Genomic DNA, 13,138 nt, shown 5'->3' with positions numbered 1-13,138 from the left:
AGCCCTTAATGCTGCAACTCGAGGACATGCAACTGCTTCGCGCGCTCGACGGATCGCGCTCGCTTGCCGCCGCTGCAAGGCTGCTGGATTTGACCCCGCCGGCGGTCACAGTACGGCTTCAGCGCATAGAACAACGCATGGGAATGCAACTGGCCACGCGCGCGGCGAGAGGCATCTCCCTCACCGACGAAGGTCAGCGCATCGTTCAGGAAGCGATCGAAATACTGGAGCGGATCGAGTCCATTGCGTCGCGCGTCTCGGGCGAGTCGAGCGGTGCCAGTGGCCATTTACGCGTGGTCGCACCGTTTGGCTTCGGGCGCGAATATGTCGCGCCGCTCGTGCGCGACCTGCGTCGCTCACATCCCAATCTCGCCATTTCTCTCGTGCTGGTCGAGAGCCCGCTCGCTGCGGCCTCGGGCGCTGACGCGGTCATTTCTATCGGCCGCGCCAAAGGGTCGTCGTGGGTCGGCCATTTTCTCGCGCCCAACGAACGCTTTCTTTGCGCAAGTCCTGCCCTCGCACGGAGCCTCTCGAGGCTCAAGCATCCCTCTGAACTGAACCGGTGCGAATATCTGGCATTACGCGAGAACGACGAAGACGTGACGCGCCTGCGTTTTACTCAACGCGACGCCGCAGGCAAACGGCCAACCCGATCGGTCACGATACGCCTCGACAGTGCCCTGTCTTCGAACGACGGCACCGTCGTCAGGGACTGGGCGGTCGACGGACTCGGAGTCGTCGCGCGTTCCGAATGGGATTGCGCGAGGCTTATCGCCGAGGGAAAACTGCGCCGCGTGTTGCCCGCATGGCGCCTCGAACCTGCACCGATCATGGCCCTCACGCCCACGCGTCAAAACCTGACTATCCGTCAACGCGTGTTTCTGGAAGCCGCGAAGCGAGCCTTCGATCCAGTGCCCTGGCGCAACTAGACCAACCGTTAAACCACGTTTAATGGTGGGTTTGCGAGCCGTTAATCACAACGCCGTCGCGAGCGCCTATAGTGGCGGCTTCCCGCGCAATGGCCGAGCTTGAACCGCACGCCGGTTGCGCGAAACACAGGCAGGAGCCAGCCATGAACTTGGAGTCGTTGAACACCCCGGCAGCATTGATCGACGTAGCGCGCATGAACCGCAACATCGAGCGAATGCAGCAACGCATGAACACGCTCGGCGTGAGCTTTCGCCCGCACGTAAAAACGACGAAATGCGAGCAGGTGGTCAGAGCGCAACTTGCTGCCGGCGCACGCGGCATAACGGTGTCCACGCTGAAAGAAGCCGAGCAGTTCTTTGCCACTGGCATTCGCGACATTGTCTACGCTGTCGGCATGGCGCCGACCAAGCTCCCGCAGGCGCTCGCATTGCGGCGGCAAGGCTGCGATCTGAAAATCGTCGCCGATAGCGTTGCGTGCGCCGAGGCCATCGTCGCCTTCGGCAGACAACACGACGAAGCGTTCGAAGTGTGGATCGAGATCGACGTGGACGGCCACCGTTCGGGCATCGCGCCGGAAGACGACCTGCTCATCACTGTCGCCGCCACGCTATCGAACGGAGGCATGTACGTCGGCGGAGTACTCGCACACGCGGGTTCCAGCTACGACTACGACACGCACGACGAACTCGCCCGCATCGCCGAACAGGAGCGCTCGGGCTGCGTGCATGCGGCCGAGCGCATTCGGGCTGCGGGCCTGCCGTGCGAGGTGATCAGCATCGGGTCGACGCCGACAGCGCTCGCCGCCGGGCAGTTGCACGGCGTAACGGAAGTTCGTGCAGGCGTGTACGTCATGTTCGACCTTGTCATGCATAACGTCGGCGTGAACGAACTCTCCGACATTGCCTTAAGCGTATTGACGACCGTGATCGGTCATCAAAAAGAAAAAGGCTGGGCCATAGTGGATGCGGGCTGGATGGCCATGAGCCGCGACCGCGGGACGCAACGGCAGAAACACGATTTTGGTTATGGACTGGTTTGCCTGGAAAACGGCGAGGTGCTGAGCAAGTATGTGATGAGCGCCGCGAACCAGGAGCACGGCATCATTTCGCGAGCGGGCACTCCGGACCACGAGATAGAAAAGCGCCTGCCGATCGGCACGCGCCTGCGCATCCTCCCCAACCATGCGTGTGCGACAGGCGCGCAGCACCCCGCCTATCAGGCCGTGCGTGCTGACGGCAGTCTCGAAACGTGGCCGCGCTTTTATGGCTGGTGAGGCGAACTCAGGGGTGCCTGCTTAAGCGTTGGCACTGAAGCGGGGGGAGTGCCACGAGGTTTCCGCTTCAGTGCCGTTTCGTAGGACATTGGATACGGCTTCTAGTCCGAACTCAGTTCCTGCTGTCGCCGCAATCGCTCGTTCTCTTCAAGGCGAGTCGCTTCAATTTCCTGCAGCACACCGTCCAGATCGACGGGTCGCGTGTCGGTCTCTATGCGGCCCGTCAATTCCACATCGACACGTAGCTGCCCCGCTTCGAACAGTGTCCAGATTTCGGCGCCATAACGGGAGTTGAGTAGTTGCGGAGCGAACCGTCCGAAATACGCGGCGAGGTTGCCGACGTCACGTTCCAGCATCGCGGCAGCCTCGTTGTTGCCGGCTGCGTCGACAGCCTGAGGCAAGTCGATAATCACCGGCCCGTCTGCTGCCAGCAGAATGTTGTACTCCGACAGGTCACCGTGAACCACGCCGGCGCAGAGCATCCGGACCACCTGGTTGAGCAGCAGCGCGTGCAGTTGCAGCGCGCGTTCTTCAGTCAGATCGACGTCGTTCAGGCGCGGCGCGACATCGCCCATCGCGTCCACGACGAGTTCCATCAGCAGCACGCCGTCAGTGCAGATATAGGGCTGCGGCACGCGCACGCCTGCGTTGGCGAGCCGGAACAGCGCGTCCACTTCCGCGTTCTGCCATGACGCTTCCTGCATCTGGCGGCCGTAGCGCGTGCCCTTTTCCATCGCACGCGCCTGCCGGCTATTCTTGACCTTGCGGCCGTCGCGATACGACGCAGCCTGGCGAAAGCTGCGCTGCCGGGCGTCTTTATAGACCTTTGCGCAACGCGTGGAGTCGCCGCTGCGCACGACATAGACCGTGGCTTCCTTGCCGCTCATCAACTGACCGACAACCTCGTCGATGAGTCCCTCTTCGAGCAGCGGCGCGAGCCGTTTAGGTATTTTCATGCAACCGCCAGTTGCGGCTCGTGGTGCGTAGATTCCGCGTGTGTGGACAGCGCATGGCTCGCTGACACAGGGCAGAACGACGAACCGATGGTAAAGGCGCCCGATGACGCGGCGGGGAATCTTGCTGCGGTGGCAACGAATGAAGTCATGCGGGATTATAAGGTAAGCGAGGATGCGCAGCGGACCAGCTCTATTGTGTCAGCGCACGTGTCGCCAACCTGGAAGCCGATAGCCGGCTCACTGAGCGACGAAACCGCGCTTGGCCGCGCCGCCTGCTTACTAGTTGCAGGTGGCTCCCAGCCCGCGGTCCGCATAATCGAACAACCGCTTGATGAGATCGCCTTTATCCAGTTGCTCGACCCACCAATCCAACGCGTGCCCGCATTTATCCTCGCGCCAGGCGAGATAGCATTGCGTATGCTCGCGCACGCCGGTGACGCGTTTCGCGACGAGCCTGCCTTCGCCTATCGCTCGTTCGGCCACGCGCTCAGGCAACATGCCCACCGCTATCCCCTCGCACAACGCACCCAGCTTGGCGGCCAGCGTGGGCACGATGATTACCGGCTGTCCGTCGTGCGTAGCCACCGATTGAGGCCGCAATTCGCGCGATGTATCGCTGATCACGACGCCGCGATATCGGGCAATCGTGCCGCTATCCAACGGCTCGGGCATGGCCGCAAGCGGATGACCGGCTGCCACCACGAAGACATGCCTCATGGTTCCAATAGGCTGTACCGCGATGTTCGCCGCGTGCGGCGGCTCGCCGACCGCGCCCACGGCGAGATCGGCGCGCCGCGTGATCAGTGCGTCCCATACGCCGCCAAGCACCTCAGTCGAGAAGCGCAGCCGCGTGATCGTTTCAAGCGTGTAGAACTCTCGAACCAAAGGCCATAACGAACCGAACGGCAATATCTCGTCAAGGCAAATACGCAGTTCGGATTCCCAGCCCTGATGAATGCCCTGCGCTTTCTCCTCCAGTTGCCGCGCCGCTTTCAACAACTGACGCCCCTCTTCGACGACCACACGGCCAGCCGGCGTGAGTTTGGCGCGTCTTCCACTGCGATCAAACAGCTCGACACTCAGGTCGCTCTCGATCTTCTGCACGAGGTACGTCAACGTTGACGGTACTTTGTGCAGCAGATCCGCCGCTTCGGCGAAGGTGCCTGTCCTGTCGATTGCGTCCAGTACTTCAAGCGCTTCAAGAGAAAGCTTTATCGCCATTCGGCGTCCCCGGTCCTGCCATGATATTGAAACTATGCGCGATGACGACGCACCGCATGCTCGTGCATCGCTCATTGCGAAGCGAAGAGATGAAGCGCGACACGCGAAGCTGCAGCGTCTGCACACCGCAAGCTGGCGCAACTCGAGCGTGGGAGGGGATTGTAAAGCGGACGTAAAGAAGCGACAAATACAATTAGCGCGGACGAGCCGCGCGCACAAGCAACGCAGACGGGATTCCGACGTGCAGAATCCGCCAGAGCGCTTAGAAGGAATGACGCATGCCGATACGCACGTCTGCCTGCGTGCTGGTGGACGACGGCGTGAAGCTGTAGCCAATGACCGCATTCACGCCGTCCGAGGCACGCAGGTAATCGCCGGAGATGTACACGTCCGTGCGTTTGGACAGCAGGTAGTGGAGTCCGAGCGATCCCTGGTTCCAGTGGTTCCCTTCGAACCGCGTGTGTTGATAGCCGCCGTAGAGCATCAACGCGGGCGTGAACGTGTAGGAAGCGCCGCCTTCGTACACCTGCATATGCGACGTTTGGCCAAGCCCCTTGATGGTCGTATACGTGAAGTTGCCGCTCAGCATCACGTTGCCGATCGTGTAGGCAGCGCCCACGGCAAACGCACCCTGCTTGTCGACCGGAAACGAAGTGGAGCTGTACAGATCAGTGACCGCTCCGGTTGCAGGATCGACCGAAACGGTGGGCCTGCCGAGGAACGTACGGGTGCCGATCATCGCGTACGGGTCGAACGCGTAAATGCCAAAGGGGTTGTTCAACTGCGTATAAGCGGCGCCCATGTTAAAGGGACCGTGCTCGTAGCGCGCCCCGACGCTCCATGCGCTCTTCTGGTGGAAGTCGCCCGCGGTGTTGCCGAACGAATACATGCCGCCGAAAGAAAAGCCGGATATATCGTTGGAGAGGAACTTGATGGAGTTGGGCAGCCGGTCGCCGTTCATGCGGTCGAAGTCGCCCTGGTGGATCGCGTAACCGCTCGCCCACGCAGAGATGTTGTACAGGTAGGCAAACTCTTCGGTCATATCGAGCTGATTACCGAACGACAAGGTGCCCCAGCTGTTCTTCAATCCGACATACGCCTGGCGGCCGAATTCGGCCCCACCGAATCCCAATTGACCATTGCCCAGGTGGAAACCCGACTCCAGCACGAAAACCGCCTGCAAGCCGCCGCCGAGATCCTCGGTGCCCTTGAAGCCGATACGGTTGCCGTATGAAATGCCGTCGTCGAACTTGACCTGGTGCGAGCCACCGGCATTATTCACGTAGGTAATGCCGGCATCCAGAATGCCGTACAGCGTGACGCTGCTTTGTGCGTGGACAGCCGTGGGGGCAAATGCGGCGCTTGCCGCAATGGCGAGTCCCGAAAGACCGACGGCATTTCTCTTCTTCATCTGATTCTCCCCTGCTCTATGACTGCGCAATTCGTTGGATGAAGCGATCCCTGCCGCGCTGTTGTGAGGCGCGCGGCACTTCTCGCGTGACGGGCAGTTCGAAACCGGTTGAGACCGGTCAATGAGGCCTGGCTACTATTTGTCGAGCATGAATTTCCGCGAGGCCTGGCATCGACGGGTCAAGAATACGAGTCCAGATTTATGGCGAATCGATCGGATGCGACATGAATCTGTCGCATCGCGACCTTGCGGTTGCAAGGTATCGTGTCATTTCACGCCAAGCGCCGTCTGAACGGCTTGCAAGCCATTGCCGCCGCTCGCTGTGTTCACGCCGTCAAGCCATGATTTGAGAAGTTCGGGATGGCGCTTGAGCGCTTCGGTGGCGGCAACATCCACACTGGTCTTCTTTTCGAGTACTTCGGTAATTACACCGTTTTCGAGGTCGACGTTAAACGTAAGCTGCCTGAAAAGACGGCCCACGTTTGGACACTGCTCTGCATAGCCGGTGCGCGCCACGGTATTCACGGTGGCGCCCCCATAGTTCGGACCAAAGTACTTGTCGCCGCCGTCCAGATACGTCAGCTTGAATTTGGTGTTCATCACATGCGGCTCCCACGCGAGAAACACAATCCACTTTTTCTCGCGAACCGCACGCTCCACCTGAGTGAGCATGCCGGTTTCGCTCGATTCCACGACCTTCCAGCTGTCGAGCCCAAAGGCCTTGTCGTCCACCATCTTCTTGATGTTCTGATTGGCCGGCGCGCCCGGCTCTATGCCGTATATCTTGCTGTCGAACTTGTCGGCATTCTTCGCGAGATCGGCGAACGAGTGCACGCCCGCGGCCGCCACGTAGTCGGGCACTGCCAGCGTGAACTTGGCATTGCTCAGGTTCGGATGCACGACCACAATCGACTTTTCTTCCTCGAACGGTTTGACGACCGGCGCCTGAGCGGGCATCCAGTTGCCGAGAAACACGTCGATTTGACCTTTTTTCAAGCCCTGATAGGTGATGGGCACCGACAGGTTCGCGACCTTCTGCTTGTAGCCGAGTGCCTTCAGCACGACGCCCGTCATCGCGTTCGTTGCATCGATATCGGTCCATCCGGGCCCCGCCATATTGACCTGCATGCACGATTGCGGCTCGGCGGCCGATGCGAGACTCGCCGCCGCGCATAGCAGCGCAACGCCGGATATGGCCTGTTTGAATAGCTTTTTCATCATCGCGGCTTCCTGTGGTGGGTGAATCATGAGGCCGCAGGGACATAGTTGCCCTGCGTTATCGATCAGTGCACGACAGCGGGAAACCGCGCCATGGCTTCCAGCGTATCGAGGTCGATGTGATTGCGCATGTAACGCTGGCTCGCATCGACCAATGGCTGCCAGTCCCACGATGCAACCGCGCCTTGCGTGGTCGCAGCGAAATGAAAGCGCCGGCGGCGCTGGCTTTCAAGCACCTGTTTGTGCAGTGCCGCGAGGTCCCAGCGGGCGGCAATTTCCTTGCGCCACGCGTCGACCTCGGCGGCGTACTCGGGGTTCGGCGCGAGATTCACACGTTCGAGCGGATCGCCCTGCACGTCGTAGAGCTGGTCTGGATCAGCGGGCGTATGAATGAATTTGAAACGCCCGCGCCGAAGCATCACGATCGGTGCAATCGCCCCTTCGGCAAGGTATTCGCCAATAGCCTCGTCATGACCATGCTGAGCGCTTTGCAGATGCGGCACGAGGCTATGTCCGTCGAGCGAATCGGGCCACGCAGAAGGCGCCTCGCCGCGCGCCAGTTCGACGAGAGTAGGCAGCAGATCAAGATGCGAAACAGAAGCCTGCACCCGATGCGCGTCGAACTGCTGCGGCGCATGCACGATCAGCGGTACACGGCAGCCGCCTTCGAAAAACGTCATCTTGTACCAGAGTCCCCGTTCGCCGAGCATTTCGCCATGATCGGAAGTGACGACGATGATCGTATCTTTCGCAAGCCCCGCCTGCTCCAGCGCTTCGAGAATCGCGCCGAACTGGTCATCGACATAAGAGATCGCACCGTAATACGCGCGCCGTGCGTTACGGACCTGCTGCGCGGTAGGAGGCGTGCGATCGGTTTCGCAAACGTGGCGTAAGCGCCGCGAATGTGGATCGGCTTGGTCGAATGAATCGTAATGGCGGGGCATGTCGATATCTTCGTCCTGGTACATGTCCCAGTACTTTTGCGGAACGGCATACGGATCGTGCGGATGCGTCAACGAGGCGACCATGCAGAAGGGCCGCGCGTCCTTGCCGGCATGACGTTCGCGCGCGATGTCGAATAGCTTCTGACGCGTCGTAAACGTGACTTCATCGTCGAAATCGAGCTGGTTCGTGCGCACGCATGGGCCCGCGTCGATCACGGAACTCATGTTGTGATACCACGTGGGCCGTGTTTCGAAGTCTTCCCAGTTGGGTGTCCAGCCGAAGTCGGCGGGGTAAATGTCGGTAGTGAGGCGCTCTTCGAAACCGTGCAATTGATCGGCGCCGCAGAAATGCATCTTCCCCGACAGAATCGTGCGGTACCCTTCGGCACGCAGGTAATGCGCGAACGTCAGCGTTTGCGACGGAAATTCCGCTGCATTGTCATAAGCGCCGATCGCAGACGGCAGCTTGCCCGAAAGAAACGAAAAGCGCGACGGCGCGCATAGAGGGCTCGCGCAGTACGCCGAATCGAAAACCACGCCCTGCCGCACCAGACGGTCCAGGTTCGGCGTTCTGGTCAACGGGTGTCCGTATGCGGCGAGCGCGAACGGGGTCATCTGGTCGGCCATCAGAATGAGAATATTCTTTTTGCTGTCAAGCATTGGGGCGTGCCTCGAATAAAATCATGAATGTCAGTGCAAGTACTCGTGCGGGCGCCACTGCCAGCGCTACCGCAACCACTCATGCTGTAGCAAACGGGCCTGCGGCGCGTGCACGGTATGAACGCACTATTGCCGGTCAATTCTGCGCTGTGAAGACGGCAATTCGTTATGTGGCTATAAGGGGGCGTTATGTCGAGGCTGGACCGTTTGCCGCCAATGCAGGCATTGACGATGTTCGAATCCGCCGCGCGTCTTGCGAGCTTTACCGCGGCTGCCCGGGAACTCGGCTCCACGCAGCCGGCGGTGAGCCAGCGCATCGTGCAACTCGAAGAAACGCTCGGCGCGCCGCTTTTCGAGCGAGGTCATCGTGGCGTGCGGCTCACGCACGACGGCGAGCGGCTTTTCGAGGCGGTACGTCATGCGCTTGATACGATCCGCGGCGCCACCGCCGAAATTCGCGCGCGTCGCACACCGCAAACACTCACGCTCTCCACAGACTTCGGCTTTGCGACCTATTGGCTGATGCCCAGGCTTTCGCAATTCAAGGCGCTGATGCCCGATGTCGACGTCAAGATCATCACCTCGCAAAGCGTATTCGAGCCCTCGCACGAGCAGGCGGACGTGGCAATTGCATTCGGCGACGAACATGCGGACTGGAACGCCCGCAGCGTCATCAAGTTGTTTCCCGAGCGCGTGACCCCGGTATGCAGTCCCGCGTTTCTCGCCGCGCATCTCCCACTCGCATCGCCGTCCGAACTACTGGTGCTGCCGCTGCTTCATCTCGAACCCACGCAACCGGCGCGCTGGCTGTCGTGGGCCGACTGGTTCACAGCGCACGACCTGACCGCCCCGGCTGCACATCGGGGCATCACTTTCAACAGCTTCACACTGGTCGCGCATGCGGCCATCATGGGTCAAGGCGTTGCGCTCGGCTGGGCGCCGCTCGTCGACGAACTGCTCGCCACAGGGCAACTGGTCGAATTGTTCGATGCGCCGGTAGTCACCGAGCGCGGCTATATGCTGGTCACGCAACGCGCGGCCACGCCCGCAGTAGATGCTTTCCGCCAATGGCTGCTCGGCGAATGCGGGCTCGACGCCGAATGACCGTCTGACGCTCCCGTTCCATTGCTGCGGCGATTCGCTTCTATCCGCGCACAGTGCCGATTTGTTCTACTGCGACGATACATGCCGCGCTTTGCGGCATGACACTATTGTCTCTGTGGAGAGCGCATGTCCGCCGATTCCCGTCCTGACCAACTGGTTCTCACCGTTGCCTGCCCGAGCGCCGCGGGCCAGGTTGCCGCCGTTGTCGGCTTTCTCGACCGGCATCATTGCTATATCGACGAACTCACCGTTTTCGACGACGAACTCAGCGAGCGCTTTTTCGTGCGCTGCGTTTTTCACGGTGTGGACAGCAAGGAAACGCTGAATATTGCAGCGCTCAAACACGAGTTTGAGCCGATTGCCCAGCGTTTTCACATGACGTGGGCAATGCATGACGTCGCCACGCGCCCCAAAGTGCTGATCATGGTGTCGAAGCTCGAGCACTGTCTCGCGGACCTTCTGTTCCGCTGGCGCATGGGCGAGCTCAAAATGGACATTGTCGGCATAGCCTCGAATCATCGCGACCTGGAGCCAATGGCCAGGCAGCACGGCTTGCCGTTTCATCATCTGCCAATCTCGGCAGAAACCAAGCCGCAGCAGGAAGCGAGTCTTCTGGATCTGTTCGAGACTTCAGGTGCCGAACTGATGATTCTCGCTCGCTACATGCAGATTCTTTCCGGCGAGACGAGCCGGGCCCTCGCCGGGCGCGCAATCAACATTCATCATTCGTTTCTGCCTGGCTTCAAGGGCGCGAAGCCGTATCACCAGGCTCATGCGCGCGGCGTCAAACTGATCGGCGCAACTGCGCACTTCGTGACGGACGATCTTGACGAAGGTCCGATCATCGAGCAGGCGGTGGAACGTGTCGATCATTCGTACAGCCCCGAGCGGCTGCTTGCAACCGGGCGCGACGTCGAATGCATCACGCTTGCACGTGCAGTGAAGGCGTTTATCGAGCGGCGCGTGTTTATCAACGGCGACAGGACTGTCGTGCTGCAATAGTGCTGCAAATAGTGCTGCAATAGTTGTTGCAGCAAGCAGCGGGGAATCTGGAAGTACAAAAAAGCACGCCGCTTTTATAAGCGGCGTGTTTTTGTACCACATGCTACGGCGGAACCGGCCGGCTCACTTCACCCAGCTATCCACCCGGTCGCCATGCGCACCGATCCACGCGTCCGCGGCAGCGGTCGGCTTTTCGCCGTTTTGCGTTGCGAGCATCACGCTGTCGATCTCGCCCGGCTTCCACTGGAATTTCTTCAGGAACGACACAACCTGAGGCGCCTTCTTCTCGAGCTCCGGATTCACAACCGTGTCGACGTGCTCCGCTTCGCCGAATACCTTCTTCGGATCGTCGAGGAATTTCAGCTTGTACTTCGCGAACATCCAGTGCGGCTTCCAGCCGGTCACGATAATGGGCTTGCTGGCCGCTTCAGAACGTGCGAGTTCTGCAGTCATCGCACTGCCGGAGCTCGGCATCAGCTTGTAGTCGAGGCCGTACGCCTTGATTGCTTCGCTGGTCTTCTGCATTACGCCAGCGCCCGCGTCAATGCCGACGATGCGCGAGCCGAATTCCGCCTTCTTCGCCTCCAGATCGCCCACCGTCTTCACGTCCAGATTCTCAGGCACGATCAGACCGATTTTCGCGTCGTTGAAGTTTGCGCCGAGGTCGACCACCTTGTCCTTGAAGTTGTTCCAGTACGCGCCATGCGTGACCGGCAGCCAGGCGGACAAGGTCGCGTCGAGGTCGCCGCGCGCCACGCCCTGCCACATCACCCCTGCCGCGACCGGCACGAGTTGCACTTGATAGCCGAGACGTTTTTCGATCACGCGTGCGGCCACGTTCGACGTCGCGACGCTGTCATCCCAGCCTTCCACGTAACCAATCTTGATGGTCGGCTTCGTGTCCGCGGAAACGCTCACGCTGCTTGCGGCGAGCGCCGCGCTCAGGGTGCTCAACACCAATATCTTTCTGATCAGTCTCATCGCCATTCTCCCGTTCACTTCCACAAACAACCCAATGAGCATTTAGAATCGCCAGCCAGAATTGCCAGGTAACGTTGTTTTGCGACATGCAGTTGTCCGCACGCGACCTGGCTCGTGGTCTTTCTGCACGCCGCGCAGCAGGCCTTTTTGCTGGCGCTCGCGCCGGTTACTTCTCCACTACGAGATCGCTGAGCGGCTTACTGCAGCACAGCAGCACCATGCCCTGGTCAATTTCCCGCTGACGAATGCCGCCCGCGTGTTTCATCGCCACTTCCCCGGACACCAGTTTGACTTTGCAGGTGCCACACATACCCTGCGTGCACGATGCCGGCAGTCGCACGCCCGCTTTTTTCGCCGCGTCCAATACGTGCTGGCCGCTGCCGCATTCAATCTCGCGATTGCTCTTCGTGAAGCTCACCTTGTAGCGCGTTTCGGTTTCGGGCGCAGCCGGAGCGGGCTCGAAAGCCGGCGCCTGTTCTCGCGCTTCTACGAAGCTGTCCGCAGTGACGGGTTCCGGCAAGGCTTGCAGCACATCGCCGACGTGAGCGGTCGTCAGTTGCGCGGCGACCTCGCTGACCGTTTCGAACGAGAAGCTTTCCTCGTGATAATGGCTGCGGTCGAACCCGCCCTCGGCGAGAAGATTGCGCACCGCCTGCATATAAGGCGCGGGACCGCAGGTAAAGATCTCGCGCTCGAGAAAGTCCGGCGCAATCAGCTTGAGCAGTGGCAACGTCAGAAAGCCCGTGACGCCAGGCCAATTCGTGCGCGCACCGACACGTTCGCACACGAACGCCGTGCGGAAATGCGCCTGATTCGACGCGATCAGATCGAGCTCCCGTGCGAAGATAATGTCGTCGGGAGTACGGGCGCTGTGCACGAAAACGATGTCGCTGTCCTCACCCAGTTCGTGATGCGCGCGGCTCATCGACATCAAGGGCGTGATGCCCGAACCCGCCGACAAAAACAGAAACTTGCGCGCCGGGTGGCGCGCACAGGTGAACTCGCCAGCCGGCCCAAGTACGCGGACCTCGCCGCCCGCCTGCAGATTGTCGTGAAGCCAGTTCGATACCTTGCCGCCCGGCACGCGCTTCACCGTAATCGAAATAGTGTGCGGTCGCGTGGGCGGTGACGAGATGGTATAGCAGCGGTTGATCGTCTCGCCGTCTATATCGAGCTCCAGTGTGATGAACTGTCCCGGCTCGAACACGAACGCCCGCTCAGAGGGCGCACGAAAGAAAAAGCTCTTTACGTCATGCGTTTCCTGCCGCACGTGACAGCACACCAGCGTGTCGTCGAGGTCGCTGTTCCACCGCGCGGGCAGCGCGTCCCAGAAGCGCGGCTGCGTAACACGGCTTGTTGCAGGGCTTGAGCCCGGCGTGACGCCTGGCTGGAACGTCGCCTGATCGCGCATCATTGTTTTCTCCCGCTCCTGGTTGCG

11 protein-coding genes are annotated in these 13,138 nt (G+C 60.6%); 4 read left to right on the top strand and 7 right to left on the bottom strand.

What is annotated here, in order from left to right:
- The first annotated feature begins 8 nt into the window (after positions 1-8).
- Together JNB89_RS16800 and JNB89_RS16795 are read left to right on the top strand one after the other, a co-directional pair.
- Positions 9-929, top strand: coding sequence for a LysR family transcriptional regulator (locus JNB89_RS16800; protein ID WP_220363007.1), 921 nt, complete (start codon positions 9-11; stop codon positions 927-929).
- A 143-nt stretch (positions 930-1,072) separates the two neighbouring features.
- The gene (locus JNB89_RS16795; RefSeq protein ID WP_220363006.1) at positions 1,073-2,203 is read left to right on the top strand and encodes a DSD1 family PLP-dependent enzyme; all 1,131 of its coding nucleotides are present in this window, start codon (positions 1,073-1,075) and stop codon (positions 2,201-2,203) included.
- A 101-nt stretch (positions 2,204-2,304) separates the two neighbouring features.
- Here the strand turns inward: JNB89_RS16795 and JNB89_RS16790 are convergent, their stop codons facing one another.
- The 5 genes from JNB89_RS16790 to betC all read right to left on the bottom strand — a co-directional run bounded on the left by JNB89_RS16790 (position 2,305) and on the right by betC (position 8,613).
- Positions 2,305-3,159: a PA4780 family RIO1-like protein kinase gene (locus JNB89_RS16790; protein ID WP_220363005.1), complete on the bottom strand. Its 855-nt coding sequence runs from the start codon at positions 3,157-3,159 to the stop codon at positions 2,305-2,307.
- 279 nt (positions 3,160-3,438) lie between these two features.
- Positions 3,439-4,380 carry a LysR family transcriptional regulator gene (locus tag JNB89_RS16785; RefSeq protein WP_220363004.1) on the bottom strand — a complete coding sequence of 314 codons (942 nt, stop codon included), beginning with the start codon at positions 4,378-4,380 and terminating at the stop codon, positions 3,439-3,441.
- Positions 4,381-4,642: 262 nt separating this feature from the next.
- Positions 4,643-5,791 (bottom strand): porin, encoded by a 1,149-nt coding sequence (locus JNB89_RS16780; RefSeq protein ID WP_013343324.1) that lies wholly within the window; start codon positions 5,789-5,791, stop codon positions 4,643-4,645.
- A 267-nt stretch (positions 5,792-6,058) separates the two neighbouring features.
- On the bottom strand, positions 6,059-7,012 hold the full coding sequence (locus JNB89_RS16775; RefSeq protein WP_220363003.1) for a choline ABC transporter substrate-binding protein: 954 nt from the start codon (positions 7,010-7,012) through the stop codon (positions 6,059-6,061).
- A 62-nt stretch (positions 7,013-7,074) separates the two neighbouring features.
- Entirely contained in the window at positions 7,075-8,613 is a 1,539-nt protein-coding gene (gene betC, locus JNB89_RS16770; RefSeq protein WP_220363002.1) for a choline-sulfatase, read from the bottom strand.
- Positions 8,614-8,802: 189 nt separating this feature from the next.
- Here betC and JNB89_RS16765 point away from each other — a divergent pair, with 189 nt between their 5' ends.
- Positions 8,803-9,717: a choline sulfate utilization transcriptional regulator gene (locus tag JNB89_RS16765; protein ID WP_220363001.1), complete on the top strand. Its 915-nt coding sequence runs from the start codon at positions 8,803-8,805 to the stop codon at positions 9,715-9,717.
- A gap of 126 nt (positions 9,718-9,843) precedes the next feature.
- The gene (gene purU, locus JNB89_RS16760) at positions 9,844-10,719 is read left to right on the top strand and encodes a formyltetrahydrofolate deformylase (RefSeq protein WP_220363000.1); all 876 of its coding nucleotides are present in this window, start codon (positions 9,844-9,846) and stop codon (positions 10,717-10,719) included.
- A gap of 123 nt (positions 10,720-10,842) precedes the next feature.
- Here purU and JNB89_RS16755 read toward each other — a convergent pair whose 3' ends face one another.
- Both JNB89_RS16755 and JNB89_RS16750 read right to left on the bottom strand, forming a co-directional pair.
- Positions 10,843-11,700 carry a glycine betaine ABC transporter substrate-binding protein gene (locus JNB89_RS16755; protein ID WP_027210336.1) on the bottom strand — a complete coding sequence of 286 codons (858 nt, stop codon included), beginning with the start codon at positions 11,698-11,700 and terminating at the stop codon, positions 10,843-10,845.
- A 166-nt stretch (positions 11,701-11,866) separates the two neighbouring features.
- Entirely contained in the window at positions 11,867-13,114 is a 1,248-nt protein-coding gene (locus JNB89_RS16750; RefSeq protein WP_220362999.1) for a hybrid-cluster NAD(P)-dependent oxidoreductase, read from the bottom strand.
- Positions 13,115-13,138 lie beyond the last annotated feature (24 nt).

It is taken from the genome of Paraburkholderia phenoliruptrix, from assembly GCF_019511605.1.
Lineage (GTDB): Bacteria > Pseudomonadota > Gammaproteobacteria > Burkholderiales > Burkholderiaceae > Paraburkholderia > Paraburkholderia phenoliruptrix_A.
This window is presented reverse-complemented; position numbering and strand designations above follow the sequence as displayed.